20 protein-coding genes are annotated in these 20,484 nt (G+C 66.0%); 11 read left to right on the top strand and 9 right to left on the bottom strand.

The genetic code is table 11. The annotated features are described in order from the left end of the window. Positions 1 to 163: 163 nt before the first annotated feature. Complete coding sequence (locus Q4G14_RS03750) at positions 164 to 1,291, top strand: aminotransferase class V-fold PLP-dependent enzyme (RefSeq protein WP_303360386.1); 1,128 nt, start codon at positions 164 to 166, stop codon at positions 1,289 to 1,291. 57 nt (positions 1,292 to 1,348) lie between these two features. On the opposite strand, the gene Q4G14_RS03745 is transcribed toward Q4G14_RS03750, so the two are convergent. Then, positions 1,349 to 2,437: a DUF475 domain-containing protein gene (locus Q4G14_RS03745; RefSeq protein ID WP_303360385.1), complete on the bottom strand. Its 1,089-nt coding sequence runs from the start codon at positions 2,435 to 2,437 to the stop codon at positions 1,349 to 1,351. Positions 2,438 to 2,559: 122 nt separating this feature from the next. On the opposite strand from Q4G14_RS03745, the gene Q4G14_RS03740 reads away from it, so the two are divergent. Next, positions 2,560 to 3,237: a DUF1045 domain-containing protein gene (locus Q4G14_RS03740; RefSeq protein WP_303360384.1), complete on the top strand. Its 678-nt coding sequence runs from the start codon at positions 2,560 to 2,562 to the stop codon at positions 3,235 to 3,237. A 23-nt stretch (positions 3,238 to 3,260) separates the two neighbouring features. Here Q4G14_RS03740 and Q4G14_RS03735 read toward each other — a convergent pair whose 3' ends face one another. Both Q4G14_RS03735 and Q4G14_RS03730 read right to left on the bottom strand, forming a co-directional pair. Further along, positions 3,261 to 4,241, bottom strand: a complete 981-nt coding sequence (locus Q4G14_RS03735; RefSeq protein ID WP_303360383.1) for a DUF808 domain-containing protein — start codon at positions 4,239 to 4,241, stop codon at positions 3,261 to 3,263. A gap of 65 nt (positions 4,242 to 4,306) precedes the next feature. Then, positions 4,307 to 5,101: a hypothetical protein gene (locus Q4G14_RS03730; RefSeq protein WP_303360382.1), complete on the bottom strand. Its 795-nt coding sequence runs from the start codon at positions 5,099 to 5,101 to the stop codon at positions 4,307 to 4,309. A 126-nt stretch (positions 5,102 to 5,227) separates the two neighbouring features. On the opposite strand from Q4G14_RS03730, the gene cobS reads away from it, so the two are divergent. From cobS to cobT, 3 genes are all read left to right on the top strand, one after another. Beyond that, the gene (cobS, locus tag Q4G14_RS03725; RefSeq protein ID WP_303360381.1) at positions 5,228 to 6,199 is read left to right on the top strand and encodes a cobaltochelatase subunit CobS; all 972 of its coding nucleotides are present in this window, start codon (positions 5,228 to 5,230) and stop codon (positions 6,197 to 6,199) included. Next, on the top strand, positions 6,199 to 6,837 hold the full coding sequence (locus Q4G14_RS03720) for a hypothetical protein (protein WP_303360380.1): 639 nt from the start codon (positions 6,199 to 6,201) through the stop codon (positions 6,835 to 6,837). The genes cobS and Q4G14_RS03720 overlap by 1 nt, the downstream gene beginning before the upstream one ends. Before the next feature lie 102 nt (positions 6,838 to 6,939). Then, positions 6,940 to 8,808, top strand: a complete 1,869-nt coding sequence (gene cobT / locus Q4G14_RS03715) for a cobaltochelatase subunit CobT (RefSeq protein ID WP_303360379.1) — start codon at positions 6,940 to 6,942, stop codon at positions 8,806 to 8,808. 11 nt (positions 8,809 to 8,819) lie between these two features. Here cobT and ilvA read toward each other — a convergent pair whose 3' ends face one another. Further along, positions 8,820 to 10,067, bottom strand: a complete 1,248-nt coding sequence (ilvA, locus tag Q4G14_RS03710; protein ID WP_303360378.1) for a threonine ammonia-lyase IlvA — start codon at positions 10,065 to 10,067, stop codon at positions 8,820 to 8,822. A gap of 38 nt (positions 10,068 to 10,105) precedes the next feature. After that, positions 10,106 to 10,864 carry a hypothetical protein gene (locus Q4G14_RS03705; RefSeq protein ID WP_303360377.1) on the bottom strand — a complete coding sequence of 253 codons (759 nt, stop codon included), beginning with the start codon at positions 10,862 to 10,864 and terminating at the stop codon, positions 10,106 to 10,108. A gap of 105 nt (positions 10,865 to 10,969) precedes the next feature. Between Q4G14_RS03705 and Q4G14_RS03700 the strand changes: the two genes are divergently transcribed. The 6 genes from Q4G14_RS03700 to Q4G14_RS03675 all read left to right on the top strand — a co-directional run bounded on the left by Q4G14_RS03700 (position 10,970) and on the right by Q4G14_RS03675 (position 16,062). Next, complete coding sequence (locus tag Q4G14_RS03700) at positions 10,970 to 12,196, top strand: argininosuccinate synthase (RefSeq protein ID WP_303360376.1); 1,227 nt, start codon at positions 10,970 to 10,972, stop codon at positions 12,194 to 12,196. Then, complete coding sequence (locus Q4G14_RS03695) at positions 12,193 to 12,525, top strand: hypothetical protein (protein ID WP_303360375.1); 333 nt, start codon at positions 12,193 to 12,195, stop codon at positions 12,523 to 12,525. The genes Q4G14_RS03700 and Q4G14_RS03695 overlap by 4 nt, the downstream gene beginning before the upstream one ends. Before the next feature lie 117 nt (positions 12,526 to 12,642). Then, positions 12,643 to 13,746 carry an NADH:flavin oxidoreductase/NADH oxidase gene (locus Q4G14_RS03690; RefSeq protein ID WP_303360374.1) on the top strand — a complete coding sequence of 368 codons (1,104 nt, stop codon included), beginning with the start codon at positions 12,643 to 12,645 and terminating at the stop codon, positions 13,744 to 13,746. Positions 13,747 to 13,786: 40 nt separating this feature from the next. Further along, positions 13,787 to 14,338, top strand: a complete 552-nt coding sequence (gene mog, locus Q4G14_RS03685; RefSeq protein WP_303360373.1) for a molybdopterin adenylyltransferase — start codon at positions 13,787 to 13,789, stop codon at positions 14,336 to 14,338. A 120-nt stretch (positions 14,339 to 14,458) separates the two neighbouring features. Next, positions 14,459 to 15,226 carry an SDR family NAD(P)-dependent oxidoreductase gene (locus Q4G14_RS03680; protein ID WP_303360372.1) on the top strand — a complete coding sequence of 256 codons (768 nt, stop codon included), beginning with the start codon at positions 14,459 to 14,461 and terminating at the stop codon, positions 15,224 to 15,226. After that, complete coding sequence (locus Q4G14_RS03675; protein WP_303360371.1) at positions 15,223 to 16,062, top strand: SMP-30/gluconolactonase/LRE family protein; 840 nt, start codon at positions 15,223 to 15,225, stop codon at positions 16,060 to 16,062. Before Q4G14_RS03680 ends, Q4G14_RS03675 begins: the two co-directional genes overlap by 4 nt. A gap of 42 nt (positions 16,063 to 16,104) precedes the next feature. Here the strand turns inward: Q4G14_RS03675 and Q4G14_RS03670 are convergent, their stop codons facing one another. The 4 genes from Q4G14_RS03670 to Q4G14_RS03655 are packed head-to-tail and all read right to left on the bottom strand — an operon-like array spanning position 16,105 to position 20,484. Beyond that, positions 16,105 to 16,710: a 2-dehydro-3-deoxy-6-phosphogalactonate aldolase gene (locus Q4G14_RS03670; protein WP_303360370.1), complete on the bottom strand. Its 606-nt coding sequence runs from the start codon at positions 16,708 to 16,710 to the stop codon at positions 16,105 to 16,107. Next, the gene (locus tag Q4G14_RS03665) at positions 16,707 to 17,606 is read right to left on the bottom strand and encodes a 2-dehydro-3-deoxygalactonokinase (RefSeq protein ID WP_303360369.1); all 900 of its coding nucleotides are present in this window, start codon (positions 17,604 to 17,606) and stop codon (positions 16,707 to 16,709) included. The genes Q4G14_RS03670 and Q4G14_RS03665 overlap by 4 nt, the downstream gene beginning before the upstream one ends. After that, positions 17,603 to 19,642, bottom strand: coding sequence for an alpha-galactosidase (locus Q4G14_RS03660; RefSeq protein WP_303360368.1), 2,040 nt, complete (start codon positions 19,640 to 19,642; stop codon positions 17,603 to 17,605). Before Q4G14_RS03660 ends, Q4G14_RS03665 begins: the two co-directional genes overlap by 4 nt. Next, positions 19,639 to 20,484, bottom strand: a complete 846-nt coding sequence (locus Q4G14_RS03655) for a carbohydrate ABC transporter permease (protein ID WP_303360367.1) — start codon at positions 20,482 to 20,484, stop codon at positions 19,639 to 19,641. Before Q4G14_RS03655 ends, Q4G14_RS03660 begins: the two co-directional genes overlap by 4 nt.

Raw genomic sequence — 20,484 nt, 5'->3', positions numbered from 1 at the left:
CTTCGCCCCCCGGCCCGGCAAGCCGGGCGTTCCTCGGGAAAAAGGTCCACTGGACCTTTTTCTGATCCTCGTCACCCCCGAGGATATTTAAGGACCAAAGATGGGCTGGTTCCGCAGAAGGCTGCAAGCTAGGCTGGGCCGGAGGATAGTGAAAGGATCGCCCATGCCCGGCCTGCGCCCTGATGTTGACCCCGATGGTTTGCTGGAATTTTCGGTGGTGTTTACCGACCGTTCCCTGAACCATATGTCGCACAAGTTTCAGGCGGTGATGCGCGATTTGTCGGCATCCCTGCGCGAGGTTTACCGTGCCGATCAGGTTGCCATCGTTCCGGGCGGCGGCACTTATGCGATGGAATCGGTGGCGCGGCAGTTCGGGCGCGATGCCCATGCGCTGATCGTGCGCAATGGCTGGTTCAGCTATCGCTGGAGCCAGATTTTCGAGGCGGGCGGCTGGGCGCGGGAACTGACCGTGGCCATGGCCCGCCCCGCCGGGAACGAGCCGCAGCCCGCCTATGCCCCCGCCCCGGTCGAGGACGTTGTGCAGCAGATCCGCGATGCGCGCCCTGATGTGGTGTTTGCCCCGCATGTGGAAACTTCGGCCGGGTTGATCCTGCCGGATGATTACATCGCCGCACTGGCGTCAGCCGCGCATGAGGTGGGGGCGCTGATGGTGCTGGACTGCATTGCCTCGGGGGCGATCTGGGTGGATATGGCGGCGACCGGCGTTGATGTGCTGATCTCGGCCCCGCAAAAGGGCTGGTCGGCCTCGCCCTCGGCCGGGCTGGTGATGCTGTCGGATCGGGCGGCGCAGCGGCTGGCGGAAACCGACAGCGACAGCTTTGCGCTGGATCTGAAGAAATGGCGCGCGATCATGGCTGCATATGAGGATGGTGGCCATGCCTATCACGCCACCATGCCCACCGATGCGCTGGTCGGCCTGCACGCGGCGATGGCTGAAACGCGCGCCATGGGTTGGGATGCGGCGCGTGATGCGCAATGGCGTCTGGGCCATGCCGTGCGCGAGATGCTGGCCGAACGTGGCATCCGCTCGGTCGCGGCACAGGGATTCGGCGCGCCGGGGGTGGTGGTGTCTTATACCAGTGACCCTGACATCAAATCCGGCAAGGCATTTGCCGCCCATGGGATGCAGATTGCCGCCGGGGTGCCGTTGCAGGTGGGCGAGGGGGCCGATTTCTCGACCTTCCGCCTTGGCCTGTTCGGGCTGGACAAGTTGCAGGATGTGGACGGCACCGTTGCCCGTCTGCGCGCCGTGCTGGACAAGGTGCTGTAACGCCCCGCAGCCCAACGCGCTGCCGCGTCCGAACGGCCCAAAGGTCCGGGCGCGGCCTTAATCTTCGTAATGGCCGTGTTTGTTGATATGGCCTTCAGGCAGGTGTTTGTCGGGGTTGGCGCGGTTCCACAGGATCGAGCTGACAAAGGCCATGGCGATAAAGCTGGCGCCCAGCAGGCCGGTGATCGCCTCGGGGATGTGCCACATGGTCTGGCCGAACATGATGACCGACAGGATCAGGATCGACCAGAACGCGCCATGTTCGAGATAGCGGAACTCGGCCAGCGTGCCGCGTTCGACCAGCATCACCGTCATCGAGCGCACATACATCGCGCCGATGCCCAGGCCGATGGCGATCAGGAACAGGTTCTGCGTCAGCGCGAATGCCCCGATCACGCCGTCAAAGCTGAAGCTGGCGTCCAGCACTTCGAGATACAGGAACCCGCCCAGACCGGCCTGCGCGGCCCCGCCTTTGCCCGGCGCGCCCCAGCGGTCCAGCACCGAGCCAAGCGCATCGACGGCCAGATAGGTGACGATCCCCCAGATGGCCGCGAACATGAAGGTCGGTTCGTCGCGCACCGGCAGCAGCCAGACAAAGATCAGGATGCAGCACAGCACAAAGCCGACCTCCATCCCGCGGATCGACCCGGCGGCGCGCAGGCGGCGTTCCAGCCCGCCGATCCAATCGACCTCTTTGGACTGGTCAAAGAAATAGTTCAGCGCGACCAGCATCAGGAACGCCCCGCCAAAGGCGGCAATCGGCAGATGCGCGGCACCGATCAGTTCGGCATAGCGGTCGGGCTGGGTGGCGGCCAGTTGGATCGCCGCAACCGGCCCGATCTGCGCCGCGATCACCACGATCAGCAGCGGGAACAGAACCCGCATCCCGAAGACGGCGATCAGGATGCCCCATGTCAGGAACCGCCGCTGCCAGACCGGCGTCATCTGTTGCAGCTTGTTCGCGTTCACGATCGCATTGTCGAACGACAGCGAGATTTCCAGCACCGCCAGCACCGCCGCGATGAACAGGAACGACAGCGCCCCGGCCATGGTGCCGCTGTATTGCCAGCCCAACAGCCCGGCCAGCCCGATACCGGCAAAGGTGACGATAAGGGGCCATTTCAGATAGGAAAGGGTCGAGCGCATGTTACATCCTGTGCCGGTCTCGCGGTCAGTTAGGGGCCGTGTCGGGGCACCGCAAGGGCGTGCGTCACAATTGCGCGATTTTGTTGCAGTGGGACACGGCAGGGATGCGAAAGGGGAACAAGATGGCAGGCTATCGCCGGTTTGCGGTTTATCATACGCCTGTGCCCGGAGATCTGGCGCGGTTCGGGGCGGCGTGGCTGGGCTGGGACAGTGCGGCGGGGCGGGCGGTGGATCATCCCGCGCTGGAGGGGCTGTCGCCGGCGCAGATCGCGGCGCTGACCGAGGTGCCGCGCCGCTATGGGTTTCATGCCACGCTGAGGCCTCCCTTCGCGGCGGTTCACGGGGCAGCGGCGCTGGCCGATGATCTGGCGGCGCTGGCTGCGGGGCTGGCCCCGGTGGATGCGGGCGATCTGGTGCTGGCGCGGGTCGGCGGGTTTCTGGCGCTGATTCCCAGGGCGCAGCCCGGCGCGCTGACCGATCTGGCGGCGGCGCTGGTGCGCGGGCTGGATCGTCACCGCCCGCCGCTGGCCCCGCAAGACCGCGCCCGCCGCAACCCCGATGCGCTGCCCCCGCGTGAACGCGGCCTGCTGGACCGCTGGGGCTACCCTTGGGTGATGGAGGCGTTCCGCTTTCACATGACGCTGACCGGGCCGAATGTCCCCGCCACTGTCGAGGCGGCGCTGCGCCCGGTGCTGGACCCGATCCTGCCCCGGCCGCTGGTCGTGGATGCCGTCACCCTGTCGGGCGAGGACGATCAGGGCCGGTTTCACGACATCGCCCGCTATCCGCTGCGGGGATAGCGCCGGGGCAGGGGCCGCCCGGCTTAGTGGCCGCTGCCGTCTGCGGGCTTGCCGCGCAGGGCGGCGATGGCGGGGTTGATAAGCCGCGTTGCGACCGGGATCAGCGCCAGCCCCAGCAGCAGGCCAAAGATGCCGTCAAAGAACGCCGTCACCACCCATGCCGCCGCGCCGGGGGCTGCGGGCAGGGCGTGGGCGGCGCTTTCGGCCATGTGATGCACCCACTCATAAGGCTGATGCTGGCCCAGTTCGTGCAGGCCATGCACCACGATCTGCCCGCCGACCCACAGCATCGCCGCCGTGCCAACAACCGTCAGCGTTTTCATGAAGCCCGGCATGAATTTCACGATGCCGCGCCCGATAGCGGCCCGCGCGCCACGCCCGCGCGTGGCCAGCCAGACGCCGAAATCATCGGCCTTCACCACCAGCGCAACAAAGCCGTAAACGGCGATGGTGATGCCGATGGCGACGATCATCAGGATCAGCGCCTTGGTCAGCACACTGTCATCGGTGGGAATGGTGGACAGGGCGATGGTCATGATTTCCGCCGACAGGATGAAATCGGTCTTGATCGCGCCCGCGACCCGCGCCTCTTCCAGTGCGGCGCCGTCGCCTTGGGGGTGGATATGGGCCTCGCTGTCGTGGTCGTGGCCGGGCTGGATCATGTGCCAGACCTTTTCCGCCCCCTCAAAGCACAGATAGGCCCCGCCCAGCATCAGCAGCGGCGGAATCGCCTGCGGCGCAAAGACCGACAGCAGCAGCGCCACCGGGGTCAGGATCACCAGCTTGTTGAACAGGCTGCCTCTGGCGATTTTCCACACGATGGGAATTTCGCGGCTGGCGTCAAAGCCATGCACATATTTCGGCGTCACTGCCGCATCGTCGATCACGGCCCCGGCGGCCTTGGCCCCGGCGCGGGCGGCCTGACCGGCCACGTCGTCGATTGAGGCCGCCGCGACCTTGGAGATCGCGGCCACGTCGTCCAGCAATGCGATAAGCCCGCTCATCCCGGTGATCCTTCGTGGTTCAAAAAACGATCAGTGACGCCGGATGCGGCGCGGCGCAAGGGGGGTCAGGGCGTAATCTGCGGCCACAGCACGATAGCCGCCGCGCCGATGACCAGCACGGCCAGCAGGATGATCCAGAACCAGCCACCACCGCCTTCGCTGCCTGACGAGGGGCGGCCGCGCCCGCGAATCACGATCTCGCCCATGTCCGAGGGCAGGGCGTGGCCCAAGGCCCGGTCAAGGCCCAGCCGCGCGCGGGCGGGCACCAGAACCGGCGTCACATCCCCGGCGATCACCGCGATGCGTTCCTGCCAGCCGCGCACCCGCGCCGCATCCGCGCCAGCCGCCGCCGTTGCCGCGTCGGGCAGGCCCAAGGCGATGCGCGCGGCCTGAACCTCGGCTGCGGTCTGATCGTCGGGCGGAGAGGCGATGGCCTGAATGGCGGCGTCCAGCAGCGCCGGGTCAGCCGGGGCGCGGCCCTTTTGCGCCGCCTCGATCAGCGCGGCGGCCTGCGGCACGGGCAGGCTGGCCAGCGTCTGGCGCAGCAGGCCGGGCTGGATGCTGACCGGCTGCCCGCTGGCCGGGGCAAAGGTCGCGCCCATGGCCTGCGCGCGGGTCAGCGCCACCAGCCATGCCAGCGCGCTCAGCCCGCTGGCTTCCTGCTGGCCCGCATTGTCCCAGATGTGCCGGAACACCGCCTGCAAGGCGGTTTCCGCCTTTTGGCGATCATTCAGCACCGACAGGCAGATCGCGTGCAACCAATCCGCCGTCAGCCGATAAAGCGAATCAAACGCGCCGCGATCACCCCTGGCGATCTGCGGGATCAGGTTTTCGGCCGCTGCCCGGCGGTTTTCCAGCACTCTTTGCCCCGTTTGTGATCTTTGCGGCAGGTTAGGGCGCGCCGCGGCGCGATGCAACGCCCCGCACCTTGCGGTCGGCGGATGAATGCGCGATCAAGCAAGCGACCAAGACGAAAGGGCAAGCCGATGCTGGATCAGAACGCGAAACCGACCGAGGACATCGACCTGCGCGAAGTCTTTGGCATCGACAGCGATATGAAAGTGCGCGGTTTCGCGGAACGCACCGACCGCGTGCCGGAACTGGACCCGACCTATAAATTCGACCCCGACACCACGATGGCGATCCTTGCGGGCTTTGCCTATAACCGCCGGGTGATGATCCAGGGCTATCACGGCACCGGCAAGTCGACGCATATCGAACAGGTGGCGGCGCGGCTGAACTGGCCCTGCGTGCGCGTCAACCTCGACAGCCATGTCAGCCGCATCGACCTGATCGGCAAGGACGCGATCAAGCTGGTCGATGGCAAGCAGGTGACGGTGTTCCACGAAGGCATCCTGCCCTGGGCGCTGCGCAACCCGACCGCCATCGTCTTCGACGAATATGACGCGGGCCGCGCCGATGTGATGTTCGTCATTCAGCGCGTGCTGGAGGCCGACGGCAAGCTGACCCTGCTGGACCAGAACGAGGTCATCACCCCGAACCCGTATTTCCGCCTGTTCGCCACCGCCAACACCGTGGGTCTGGGCGATACCACCGGCCTTTATCACGGCACCCAGCAGATCAACCAGGGCCAGATGGACCGCTGGTCGCTGGTCGCGACGCTGAACTATCTGTCCCATGATGCCGAGGCCGCCATCGTGCTGGCCAAGGTGCCGACCTATAACAACGAAAAGGGCCGCAAGGTCATCAGCCAGATGGTGACGCTGGCCGACCTGACCCGCACCGCCTTCATGCAGGGCGACCTGTCCACGGTGATGTCGCCGCGCACTGTCATCAGCTGGGCGCAAAACGCCCGTATCTTCGATAACGTCGGTTACGCCTTCCGCCTGACCTTCCTGAACAAATGCGACGAGCTGGAACGCCAGACCGTGGCCGAGTTCTATCAGCGCCTGTTCGACGAAGAACTGCCGGAAAGCGCGGCGGCCAAGGCGGGGTGATGCAGGCGGCCGTGTTCACTGCGGCCATGCTGACAGCCATGCCCGCAACCACCTTGGCGCAGGCAGCCGCTGATCCTGTGCCTGATGCCCTGTCGCGGGTGCTGTCGGCGGTGCAGGCCGATCTTGCGCCGGATTACATCGGTTCCGAGCGCGCATTGCTGGTTCGCTCGGAACAAGACCCGGTTGATGTCGATTTCTACCTGTTCGCGGGCGCACCCGATCATCGCGAGGGCGAATTGATCCTGCATGTTCCGGGGCTGGCCTATGCAGGTGTGATGGCGGGGCAGATACCCGAACTGGAATTGGCCGGGAATGGCAGCCTGATCCTGCACGAGCTGCAAACGGCTGTCGGTCGTCATGTGTGGGAATCTGCGCTGACCCTTGCTGTGCGCAATGGGGATCTTCTGCTCGCAGGCTGGACATATTCATCGCGGGATCGGGTGATGGCAGGTGTTCTGGCCTGTGACTGGAATCTTTTGACCGGCGATTGGACGCTGACGTGGGACAATCTGGACCCCGAGGCGTATCAGCCGGCCTCGGGTCATGCGAATGGCAAGGATCGTCAGCCTGTGCCCGTGGCCGACTGGCCTGCCCGCCGCGACAGCCTGACCGCGAAATGTGACCCCGCCCGGCATTAGGCCCGGTCTTTTGTGGCGCAGAACGGCATTTGGCTGCGGCCATCCAGATGACAACCGCAACTCTGGCTCGACAGCGGCAAGTTTGTATTGGAAAAAGGCGCTATGAACAAATCCGACAACCCCGCCGATCCGTTCAAGAAAGCCCTGACCGAGGCCACCCGTGCCTTGGCCGAGGATCACGAACTGAATGTCACCTTCACCGCCGACCCGGCTGGCGTGTCGGGCGATACGATGCGCTTGCCTCAGGTCAGCCGGCGGATGACGCGGGATGAAATCCTGCTGGCGCGGGGCACGGCGGATGCTCTGGCGATGAAACTGCGCCACCATGATGCGCCCACCCATGCCCGCTATGCCCCCGCCGGGCCGATGGCGCGTGAATTGTATGAGGCGATGGAAACCGCCCGGTGCGAGGCATTGGGCGCGCGCGACATGCCCGGCGCCTTGTCGAATATCGACGCGAAAATCGGGGCCGAGGCCGATAAAAAGGGCTGGGCGCAGATCAAGGCGGCATCCGATGCGCCCCTGTCGGTGGCGGCGGGGCTGATTTTGCGGCAGGCGGCGACGGGCCGCGATCTGCCGCCCGGCGCGCAGCATATCGCCGATCTGTGGCGGCCCTTCGTCGAACAGCAGGCGGCGGGGACGCTGGGCGATCTGTCTGCCGCACTGGCCGATCAGGCGGCTTTTGCCCGGCTGGCGCGACAGGTCATCAGCGATCTGGGCTATGGCGACCAGTTGGGCGAAGACCCCGACCAGCCCGAGGACGAGGCCGAGGACGAAGCCGAACAACAGGACCGCACCGGCGAAGAACAATCCGCCGAACCCGACGACGGCGAGGATGCCGAGGCATCGCCCGAACGCAGTCAGGAACGCCAGCAGGACGAACGGCAGGCGCAGGTCAGCCTTGACGATCAGTCGGACGAGGAAATGGCGGACGAGGCAGAGATGCCCGATGCCGACATGCCGCCCGACCTGCCCCCGCCCGTCAGCGAGGCAAGCGCCGAATACAAGGTCTTTGCCCAGACCTATGACGAGGAAATCCGGGCCGAGGATCTGGCTGAACCGGCCGAGTTGGAACGGCTGCGCGCCTATCTGGACAAACAGCTTGAACCGCTGCGCGGGGCAGTATCGCGGCTGGCCAACAAATTGCAGCGCCGCTTGCAGGCGCAGCAGAACCGCAGTTGGGAATTCGACAAAGAGGAAGGCGTGCTGGACGCGGGCCGTCTGGCGCGGGTGGTGGCGAACCCGACGACTCCGCTGTCGTTCAAGGTCGAAAAGGATACCGAGTTCCGCGATACGGTGGTGACGCTGCTGATCGACAATTCCGGTTCCATGCGCGGGCGGCCGATCAGCATCGCGGCGATCTGCGCCGATGTGCTGGCCCGCACGCTGGAACGGTGCAGCGTCAAGGTGGAAATCCTTGGCTTTACCACCCGCGCGTGGAAGGGCGGGCAATCGCGCGAACAATGGCTGAAACAGAACCGCCCCGCCGGGCCGGGCCGCCTGAACGACCTGCGCCACATCATCTATAAGGGGGCCGATGCGCCGTGGCGGCGCGTGCGCCCGAACCTTGGGCTGATGATGAAGGAAGGTCTGCTGAAAGAAAACATCGACGGCGAGGCGCTGGAATGGGCGCATCGGCGGATGGTGAAGCGGACCGAGGCGCGCAAGATCCTGATGGTGATTTCCGACGGCGCGCCGGTGGATGACAGCACCCTGTCGGTGAACCCGGCGAACTATCTGGAAAAGCACCTGCGCGATGTGATCGCCATGGTCGAACGGCGCAAACAGGTCGAGCTGCTGGCCATCGGCATCGGCCATGACGTGACGCGATACTATGACCGCGCGGTGACGATCACCGATGTAGAACAGCTTGGCGGCGCGATGACCGAACAGCTTGCCGCGCTGTTCGACACCGACCCGCGCAAACGCGCGCGGGCCTTGGGCATGGCTGCGGTGCGGCGGATGGGCTAGGCCCCGTCCGGTCAGACCAGCAGTTCCGACAGGATGTCATCCAGCGTGATGTCGCGGAAGGCGAATCCGGCGGCACTCAGCCGTTCGGTCAGCGCGGTCAGGTTTTCCGGCGCGGTGCTTTCGACACCCAGCAGGATCGACCCAAAGTTGCGGGCGGATTTCTTCAGATATTCGAACCGCGAAATATCGTCATCCGGCCCCAGCAATTGCAGAAAATCACGCAGCGCGCCGGGCCGCTGGGGCAGGCGCAGCACGAAATAGCGTTTCAGCCCGGCGAACCGCTGCGCGCGTTCCTTGACATCGGGCAGACGCTCGAAATCGAAATTGCCGCCGGAGCAGACGCAGACGACGGTCTTGCCCTGAATATCGTCCAGATCCTGCAACACGTCGATGGCCAGCGCGCCCGCAGGTTCCAGCACCACGCCTTCGGTGTTCAGCATTTCCAGCATGGTGATGCAGATGCGGTTTTCCGGCGCCAGATGCACGTCCGAGGGGGCAAAGCGCCGCAATTCGGCAAAGGGCAGCGCGCCGATGCGGGCCACCGCCGCGCCATCGACAAAGCCATCCACGGCGGGCAGGGTGACAGGCTGGCCGGTTTCCAGTGCGCCTTGCAGACTGGCCCCGCCCAAAGGTTCAGCAAAGGCCAGCCGGGTTTCCGGGGCCTGTTCACGCAGATATTTCGACACCCCCGACGACAGCCCGCCGCCGCCGACCGGCAGCACCACCAGATCGGGGGCGCGGCCCAGCTGATCCAGCATCTCCATCGCGACGGTGGCCTGCCCCTCGATCACATCGGGGGAATCGAAGGGCGGCAGGAACTGCGCGCCCTGCTGGGCGCAAAACTCCTGCGCGGCGGCCAGCGTCTGGTCGAAGTAATCGCCGGTCAGCACGATTTCCACGCAATCGCCGCCAAAGACGCGGGTCTTGTCGATCTTTTGCCGGGGCGTCGTCACCGGCATGAAGATGGTGCCGCGCGCGCCAAAATGGCGGCAGGCAAAGGCCACGCCCTGCGCATGATTGCCCGCGCTGGCGCAGACGAAATGCGCATCCGCGCCGCTGCGCCCCCTCATATGCTTGCGCATCGCGTTAAAGGCCCCGCGCAGCTTATAGCTGCGCACCGGGGTCAGATCCTCGCGCTTCAGCCAGATGTCGGCACCATAGCGGGCCGACAGAAAGTCATTGCGTTGCAGCGGCGTGGCGTCGAACAGCGACCGGATGGCAACGGCGGCCTGACGGACAGAGGGGGCAAAGGGTTCCATGCCCCGCCCATGCCGCGAAAGCGCCGCTTTGGCAAGGGTCAGCGCAGATCGCGCCCCTCGACATAGTGGCCGTAAAGCGTGGTGATGACCGACAGCGACAGAAAGGTGAACAGCCACGCCCCCGCCACGGCCAGCACGGTCAGCAAGATCGCGGCACCCGGCATGGCGCCAGCAAGAACCATATAGGCCAGCGTGTTAAAGACCCATTCGGCAACCCATTGCAGGCCATACAGAACAAGCGTCAGCACCAGCAAGGTGCCGGTGGTGCCGCGCGTCGCGGCCCATGCGGTTTTCAGCGGCGCAGCGGCCCCCACCGCCGCACCCGGCAGCGCGACCGACAGCCGCATGAACAGCAGCGCCACGACCAGGCCAAAGATTCTCATCAAAACCCGCATCAGTTGCGGGTCATCATCTGGACGCCACGCAAGGCCCATAACCATGGCCAGGACCATCGCCCCTGCAAACATGGCCGGCAGCATCAGGATGGCGATTTTCAGCATGGTCAGGATATAGCCGGACAGCGGTTGCCCCCGCAGCGCCGGGATGGCGCTTTGCGGTTCGTTCAGCAGCACATAGCGGTGCCAGTTCACCGCCATGACCGCCGTCGCCACCAACCAGATCAGCGCCAGAGCCAGAAAGGTGCCGAATCCCCCTGCCTGTGGCATTCCGCCAATAATCAATGCCGCCAGGATCAGCAAAATCTGCGCCAGGATCGGCAGCGCGGAAATGCGCAGGGCTTGCTCAAGATTGCCGGTCACTTGCCGCCACGAATGCAGCAGGATGTGCAGTGCCTTCATACAGGTCCACCAAGGTGCTGTTTAACGCTTGATATTGCCCCGCCCCACTTGTGGCAATCGCCGTTCCGTCCTATCCCGTCGAAAATTCGACAAGGGGTTAACCGCATGACTGACGCGCCGAAAAAAGTCGTTCTGGCCTATTCGGGGGGGCTTGATACCTCGATCATCCTGAAATGGCTGCAAACCGAATACGGCTGCGAGGTGATTACCTTTACCGCCGATCTGGGGCAGGGCGAAGAACTGGAACCTGCGCGCGCCAAGGCGGAACTGCTGGGCATCCGCCCGGAAAACATCCATATCGACGATCTGCGCGAGGAATTCGTGCGCGATTTTGTCTTCCCGATGTTCCGCGCCAATGCGGTCTATGAGGGGCTGTATCTGCTGGGCACCTCGATCGCGCGGCCGCTGATTTCCAAGCGGCTGGTGGAAATTGCCCATGAACACGGTGCCGATGCCGTGGCCCATGGTGCGACCGGCAAGGGCAACGATCAGGTGCGGTTCGAACTGTCCTGCTATGCGCTGGACCCGGCGATCCGCGTCATTGCGCCCTGGCGCGAATGGGATCTGACCTCGCGCACCAAGCTGATCGAGTTTGCCGAACAGAACCAGATCCCCATCGCCAAGGACAAGCGCGGCGAGGCCCCGTTCAGCGTGGACGCGAACCTGCTGCACACCTCGTCCGAGGGCAAGGCGCTGGAAAACCCCGCCGAGCAGGCCCCCGATTACGTCTATCAGCGCACGGTCAACCCCGAGGATGCGCCCGATCAGCCCGAATATATCGAGGTGACGTTTGAACGCGGCGATGCGGTGGCGATCAACGGGCAGGCCATGTCGCCGGCCACGATCCTGACGCAGTTGAACGAATATGGCGGGCGTCACGGCATCGGCCGTCTGGATTTCGTCGAAAACCGCTTTGTCGGCATGAAGTCGCGCGGCATCTATGAAACCCCCGGCGGCACCATCCTGCTGGAGGCGCATCGCGGCATCGAACAGATCACGCTGGACAGCGGCGCGGGCCACCTGAAAGACAGCATCATGCCGCGCTATGCCGAACTGATCTATAACGGCTTCTGGTTCAGCCCCGAACGCGAGATGCTGCAAGCCCTGATCGACAAATCGCAGGAGCATGTGACCGGCACCGTGCGGCTGAAACTCTATAAAGGCAGCGTGAATTGCGTAGGCCGCTGGTCGGATCATTCGCTTTACAGCGAAGCCCATGTGACCTTCGAGGACGACGCCGGCGCCTATGACCAGAAAGACGCGGCAGGCTTTATCCGCCTGAACGCCCTGCGCCTGAAACTGGTGGCGAACCGCAACGCGCGGGTGAAGTGATCGCGGCGCCCCGCCATCCCGGCGGGGCGTTTTCCATTCTGGGGCGTGCGATGATTGCGCTGGTTCTGGGCCTGATCCTGTTCCACGTCGCCATGTTGGCGCTGTGCCGCCATCTGATCCGCCGCAGGCATTTCCCGTTTTTTCAGCAACATCGCGCAGCGCGGGGAAAACCCGCAACTTATACGCATTTTCTGTTGCTGTATGTATCATGGCCCGATCCGGCGATGCTGGCCGCTGCCATGATGCAGCCGGGATACCGGCGCGATCAGTTTTTATGCGCGTTGCTGTATGTTGCGGGGCTGGTGATGGTGATTCTGCTGGCCACATAGGCGGGTCAATAGGCCGCGCAACTGTATTCCTGCGGCCCCCTGCTTGAACCTTGGCTGAAACGTCTTACCTGACAGCGCGCGGCCCCAAGCCGCCTGTTTGCCACAAAAGGAATCCCCATGTCCGCCTTGTTTCAGCCGCTGACGATCAAGGACGTCACCGCCCGCAATCGCATCGCCGTGCCGCCGATGTGTCAGTATATGGCCGAAGACGGGCTGGTGAGTGACTGGCACCGGGTGCATTACGGCGCGCTGGGGCAGGGCGGGGCCGGTGTCGTGGTGGTCGAGGCGACGGCGGTGTCGCCCGAGGGGCGCATCTCGCCCAATTGCCTAGGCATCTGGAACGATGAACAGGCCGAAAAGCTGGCCGAGATCGCGCGGCTGATCGCGGCGCATGGCGCGGTGCCGGGCATCCAGATCGCTCATGCCGGGCGCAAGGCCAGTGCCAACCGCCCGTGGGATGGCGACGATCACATTCCCAACGACGCGCCCAAGGGCTGGCAGACCATCGCGCCTTCGGCCATCGCCTTTGGTGGCCATCTGGGCAAGGTGCCGGTCGAAATGACGCAGGATGACATCGCCCGCGTCCGCGCCGATTTCGTGGCCGCCGCCACCCGCGCCCGCGATGCCGGGTTCCGCTGGCTGGAGCTGCATTTCGCCCATGGCTATCTGGCGCAGAGCTTTTACAATGACAAAAGCAACCAGCGCGGCGATGAATACGGCGGCAGCCCCGAAAACCGCGCCCGCTTTCTGATTGAAACGCTGCGCGAGGTCCGCAAGGTCTGGCCCGAAAACCTGCCGCTGACCGCGCGTCTGGGGGTGCTGGAATTCGATGGCCGGGACGAGGCGCAGATGGCCGAATCCGTCGCGCTGGCCACCCGGTTCCGGGACGAGGGGCTGGACCTGCTCAGCGTCAGCGTGGGCTTTACCACGGCGGACGGGCAAATTCCGTGGGGCACGCCGGGGTTCCTTGCGCCCTATGCCAAGCGTATCCGTCAGGAAAGCGGGCTGCTGGTGTCCTCGGCCTGGGGCTTTGACGAGCCGTCCTTTGCGCAGGCTTGCGTGGCCGATGGCGCGCTGGATCAGGTGCTGATCGGCAAGGCGCATCTGGCCGATCCGCACTGGACCTATCTGGCCGCCACGCGGCTGGGGCTGGACAGTCCGGCGGATGTGCTGCCCGATCCCTATGGACACTGGCTGCGCCGCTATCGCTTCGCCGGTTAAGCGGCTTTTCATCGGGCGGCGGTTGCGGCAGGATGCGGGCATGACACATGCCGCCTCTGCCACGCGCCCCGCCCGCATCGCCATCGTTACCGTATCCGACCGCGCCGCGCGCGGCGAATACGAAGACAAGGGCGGCCCCGGCGCCGAAGAATGGCTGCGCGGGGTCATCTCCTCGCCGATCGACATTGCGCGCCACATCATCCCCGACGGGCGCGACGGTGTGGCCGAAACCCTGCGCGCATTGGTCGAGGGCGGGGCGGACCTGATCCTTGTCACCGGCGGCACCGGCCCGGCCCCGCGCGACGAAACCCCCGAGGCGCTGGCCGATGTGATGGAAAAGGAACTGCCCGGCTTTGGCGAGGAAATGCGCCGCGCATCCTTGGCCGAGGTGCCGACGGCGATCCTGTCGCGCCAGACGGCGGGCATCCGCGACAGCAGTCTGATGATCCTGCTGCCCGGCAAGCCCGCGGCCATCGCCACCTGCCTGAACGCGGTCTTTGCGGCGGTGCCCTATTGCCTTGACCTGATCGGCGCGGCGCGGATCGAAACCGACCCGGCGCGGATCAGGGCGTTCCGCCCCAAGGGTGGCTGATCCGCCCCTGATCCTGCCCCGGTCACAGCGGTTTTTGTTGCGCATGTGCCTGAAAAGATGAAGGATCGTCCTTGTGGCGCGGGTCCGTGCCGCGCCCCGCAGCCGAAAGGAATGCCATTGATGAACCTGCCAGTTTTTCCCGACCTGAACGGGGCTTCGGTCTTTGTCACCGGCGGCGGATCGGGCATCGGCGCTGCCTTGACCGAGGGCTTTTTGCGGCAGGGCGCTAAGGTGGCCTTTTGTCAGCGCAGCGATGCCGGGGAATTTTGCGATGCGATGGAACAGGCAACCGGCAACCGCCCGCTGTTCCTGCGCTGCGACATCACCGACATGGCGGCCTTGCAGTCAACGCTCGACGCGGCGGCGGCGGCGCATGGCCCGATAACGGTGCTGGTGAACAACGCTGCCAATGACAAGCGGCACAGCCTGAGCGATGTGGACGAGGCATTTTTCGACTGGTCCATCGCCATCAACCTCAAGGCCTATGTCTTTGCGGCCAAGGCCGTGGTGCCGGGGATGCAGGCGGCGGGCGGCGGGGCGATCATCAACTTTTCCTCGATCAGCTATATGATGGGGAACGCCGGTTATCCGCTTTACACGGCGTCGAATGCCGCCATCAACGGGCTGACCCGCAGTCTGGCGCGGGAATTCGGGCCGGATCGCATCCGTGTCAATGCGCTGGCACCGGGCTGGGTGCTGACGCAAAAGCAAAAGGACATGTGGGTGACGCCCGAAGGGCTGGCCGCGCATCTGGACCGCCAATGCCTGAAAGACTCGCTGGAACCTCAGGATATCGTCGGCGGCTGCCTGTTTCTGGCCTCGCAGGCGTCGAGGGCGATGACGGGGCAGGCGCTGGTCATTGATGGCGGCGTGGTGGTGACGGGATGATCTTTGATCCGCGCCCCTGCGAACTGGGCGAAGGCCCGCTGTGGCATCCGCTGCGCGATCAGTTGTTCTGGTTCGACATCACCGGCCAGCGGATGCTGTCGCGCGACGATGCTGCGCGCGAATGGCGCTTTGCCCGGATGGTGTCGGCGGCGGGCTGGGTCAGCCGTGACGTGCTGCTGGTTGCGGATGAATGCAGCCTGTTCCTGTTTGATCTGACCAGCGAAACGGCCACGCCGCTGACCGATCTGGAGGGGGACAATCCCGTGACCCGATCCAACGATGGCCGCGCCGATCCGCAGGGCGGGTTCTGGATCAGCACCATGGGCAAGAATGCCCAGGCCGGGGCGGGGGCGATCTATCGCTGGTATCGTGGCGAATTGCGCTGTCTCTATCCCGGCCTGACCATCCCGAACGCGATCTGTTTCAGCCCCGATGGCCGAACCGCGCATTTCACCGACACCGTGACCAGCCGGGTCATGCGGGTGCGGCTGGATGCGCAAGGCTGGCCCAGCGGCACGCCAGAGCTTTATCTGGACCTGTCCCCCGAGGGGCTGAACCCGGATGGCGCGGTGGTGGATGCGCAGGGCTTGATGTGGCTGGCCGAATGGGGCGCGGCGCGGGTGGCGGCCTATGCGCCCGACGGCGGGCGGGTGCGGGTGGCGGCGTTTGATGCGCCGCATACCTCTTGCCCTGCCTTTGGCGGCGATACGCTGTTTTGCACCACCGCGCTGCAAGGGATGGATGCCGCCGCCCGTGCCGCCAGCCCCGCAGCCGGGCAGACCTTCATGGCGCCCGGCGTCGCGCAGGGGCAGGCCGAACATCAGGTGATCCTGTAGCCTGCCTTTGCGCTGGTCTTTGCCCCTGCTGCGTCAGGCGCGTCAGGCGGCGGTCTGATCCCATGCGGCGACGATGGCGGCTGCCTTGGCGGCGACGGTCTGCGCTGTATCGCCGGGCCGGTAAAGCGACGATCCGATGCCAAAGCCCGTGGCCCCTGCCGCCCGCCACTCTGCCATATTGGCCGCCGAAACGCCGCCAACCGCCCACAGCCCGGTGCCGGCCGGCAGGACGGGGCGCAGCGCGCGCAGGCCGGCCGGACCGATCAGCTCGCCCGGAAACAGCTTTAGCCCCGTTGCGCCTGCGGCCAGCGCGCCAAAGGCTTCGGTCGGGGTCATCACGCCGGGAAAGCTGTCCATCCCGGCGGCGCGGGTGGCGGCGATAACGGCGGGGTCGTAATTGGGCGACAACACCATCCGCCCCCCCGCCCCGGCCACCTGCCGGGCCTGAGCGGGCGTCAGCACCGTGCCCGCCCCGATCAGCGCCTGATCCCCGAAATCGCGCGCCAGCGTGGCGATGCTGGTCAGCGGCTCGGGCGAGTTCAGCGGCACCTCGATCCGGGTGATGCCTGCGCCGATCAGGGCGGCGGCGATGGCGGGGGCCTCGGGCGGGGTCAGGCCGCGCAGGATGGCGATCAGAGGGCGGCTCATGCGGGGGTTCCTTGTGCAAAGGCGGTGAAAAGCCCGGTCAGCGTGGCATCCTGCGCGGGCAGGATGCTGACGGGGACGCCCTGCGCCTGCAACGCGCGGGCATAAAGGTCCGACAGGCCGTCCGCGCCGATCACCGTCACATCGCAGCCCAGCCACCACGGGCGGGCGGCGGCCAGTTCCCAGCCGATCAGCGTGCCCGACAGACGCGCCCGCGCCAAGGCCGGGTCCAGCCCGGTCAGCAGCATTTCCGCCCGGATCTGGAACAGCCCGGCATAGCCCGCCGCAGGCCGCGCCATCGCATCCGACACCGCCGCGTCAAAGCCCGGCATGTCGGTATCATCCCCGACCGAGTGGCGCAGCACCGACTGCCCGGCCAGCAGGCCGAACAGCTCGCCGGTCATGAAGGTCTTGAAGTTGCAGATTTCCCCGGCAGAGATGCGCACCCATTTGGTATGCGTGCCGGGCAGGCAGGCGATGCCGTCGAAATCGGGCTTGCGCGCCAAAAGCCCCGCGATCTGGGTTTCCTCGCCGCGCATCACATCGGCGGGGCTGTCTTGGCGCACGCCGCAGACGATGCTGACCGCCCGCCCGCCCGGATCGCCCGGCACCCGCACCAGCCGGGGCGTGGCGGGGCAGGGGACGGGCACATAGGGGGCCTCGACCCAGCCCTGACGCGATCCGACCATGCCGCAGGCGATCACCGGCACCGCCGCGGGCCAGCCCTGGGTCATATCGGCCAGCACAGCCGCGAAATCGCCGGGGCGCAGCACACCCATCCCCTGATCCGAGCGGCGGCTGTCCACGATCCGCGCCCCCGCCATCGCCCAGACACGCAGGTTCGTCGTGCCCCAATCGGCGGCGATCCAGTTGATGCGGTGGTCGGTGTGATCGGTCATAGGCGCTGTCCTTCTATGACGGCGATGGTCTGGGGAAAGGCGGGCGGCAGGGCAACCCCCTGCGCCATCAGCGCCGCCCCCGACAGTGTGACCGGCCCGTCGCAGATCGCCGTTCGGGCGCGATGGTGGCCGGGCGGGCGTTCGATCATGGTCAGGCGATAGCGGGCGTCGGGGATCAGCCCGGTCAGCCGCAGCGGCGCAGGCAGGATCGGCGCGGCGGTCGTCAGGCCGGCGGCAAAGGCGACAAAGCGCGCGCCATCGGCCGCGATCTGAACCTCGGCCAGAGTGTCCGGCGCGCTGTCCAGCCGCCAGATGTCGCCCGCCAGCATCCAGTCACGGTTCGCCTTCCACCATGCGGTGATGCGGCGCAGGGTGGCGGCTTCGTCCTCGGTCAGTTCGCGCGGGTCCATTTCGAACCCCATGTGCCGTTGCGCCGCCACCCAGCCGCGAAAGGCCACCGGCAGAACCCGCCCCGAGGAATGGCAGGCGCGCGGACCGACATGGCTGCCGGTGGCGCAGGCGGGCAGAAAGGCGGCGTGATGCTGGATGCGCAGCCGCTCGGCCGCATCGTTGCTGTCGGACAGCCACAGCCGGGCGCAGCGCGCCATGATGCCGCCGTCGATCCGCCCCCCGCCCGAGGCGCAGCTTTCGATTTCCACCCCCGGATGGGCGGCGCGCAGGCGATCCATCAGGGCATAGGTTCCGCGTGTCTGCGCCGTGTCGGGAAAGGGCGGCAGGCGGTTGTGATCCCATTTCAGATACTCGATCGGCCAGTTGCGCAGCAGCGCATCAAGCCGGGCGAACAGATGGGCGCGCACGTCCTGCCGCGCCATATCCAGATGAAACTGGTTGCGCCCCCTGATCTGGCTGGCGGGGCCAAGCACCCAGTCCGGGTGCGCGCGGAAAAGATCGCTGTCTTCAGAGATCATTTCCGGTTCGACCCACAGGCCAAAGCCAAGCCCGAGGGCGTGAAGCTGTTCGATCAGCGGGGCAAAGCCCTGCGGGTATTTCGCCGGATTGATCTGCCAGTCGCCCAGGGATGTGGTGTCGTCATCGCGCTGCCCGAACCAGCCGTCATCCAGCACGAAACGCTCGGCCCCCAGATCGGCGGCGCGGCGGGCGATTTCGGCCAGTTCGGCGGGGTCGTGGCGGAAATAGATCGCCTCCCAGCTGTTGTAATGCACCGGGCGCGGCTGGCGCGCGGGGGGCAGGCGGTCGCGGATGCTGCGCTGCATCGGGATGTTGATGCTGTTCAGCCCCTGATCCCCGCGCATCAGCCAGATTTCGGCGCTGTCAAAGGCGGTCGCGGGCAGACGCGCCCCGCCCGACACATCGCCGATCTGGATCATCCGCCGCCCGTCTGGCAGCTCTGCCGCAACCATGCGATGCCCGCCCGACCACGCATAGTGCAGCGCATGGGCCGTGCCGCTGGTGTTGGTGGTGCCGGGGGCTGACAGGATCACATGCGGCACATGCTCATGCCCCGACCGGCCAGTGCGCGCATCGGTCATCTGCGTGCCGCGCAGGGGCATGGTCAGGGGCTGAAACTCGCGCAGCCAGCGGCCGGTCAGGGTGGTGATCTGGTCCAGCGGCGCGGGCACGGGCAGGGTGACGGACAGATAATGCAGGTTCAGCAGGCGTTCGCTGCGCAGATGAGCGGTGAGCGCGATCAGCCCGTGCGGGCGCGGGGTCAGACGAAATTCCAGCGTCAGCCCCTCGGCCTGATGGATCAGGTGCAGCGCATCGCCCTGCCGCGCCGCGTCGGTCAGCCGCCAGTCGGGTTCGAGTGGGCCGGTTTCATCAAAGGCCACCAGCCCCGGCTGGCCGGGAAAGCTGCGCCGTGCCTCGGGGCACAGCGACAGCGGCGGCAATTCGTCCAGCATCCCGCCGCTGACCCCGCCATCGGCGGCGGCGCTGAGGGCGGCCAGATCCTCGTCCTGAGGCAGGGGCGGCCCCCAGTAACAGCAGCGCGCCAGCCCGCCATCGGATGCCAGCACCAGCGTTTGCGGCCCGCTGTCGATGCGCCACAGGCTCATTTGACGGCCCCGAACGTCAGCCCGGCGATGAAATGGCGCTGCATCAGAAAGAACATCAGAACCGGCGGCAGCGCGGCCAGGATCGAGCCGGCGGAAACCAGATGCCACGCCGCGATCCATTGCCCGTTCAGGCTGTTCAGCCCGGCGGTGATCGGCTGCGTGCCCGCGCCCTGCGTCAGCACCATCGCCCAGAAATAATCGTTCCAGATGAAGGTGAACACCAGCACCGCCAGCGCCGCGATGGCCGGGCGCACCAGCGGCAGCACGACGAACAGGAAAATCTGCCATTCGCGCACGCCCTCGACCCGCGCGGCCTCGATCAGTTCGCGGGGCAGGGCCTTGATGAAGTTGCGCATGAACAGGGTGCAGAACCCGGTCTGAAAGGCGATATGAAACAGCGCCAGCCCGGTGATGGTGTTGTAAAGCCCCATGTTCACCGTCAGGTCGCGCACCGGCACCATCAGAATCTGGAACGGCACGAAATTGCCGGCGACAAACATGAAAAACACCAGCATCGACAGGCGGAACCGATACACCGCCAGCGCAAAGCCCGTCATGCAGGACAGGGCGACCGCGCCGATCACGGTGGGGATCGTCACCTTGAAGCTGTTCAGCAGGTAATTGGCAAAGGGCGAATTGCGGAACACATCGGCATAATTCTCGACCGCGATGCGCGAGGGCATTCCGAAATAATTCCCCGCCGCCAGATCACCCGAGGGCCGCAGCGAGGTCATCGCCACCCCCAGCAGGGGCAGCAGCCACAGGATCAGCATCACCGGCAGCGCCACCTTGTATAGCCGCTGGGCCGAGGGGGACATGGTTTGAACGGGACGCGGAAACAT

This window comes from Paracoccus sp. (in: a-proteobacteria), assembly GCF_030538755.1.
Classification (GTDB): domain Bacteria; phylum Pseudomonadota; class Alphaproteobacteria; order Rhodobacterales; family Rhodobacteraceae; genus Paracoccus.
This window is presented reverse-complemented; position numbering and strand designations above follow the sequence as displayed.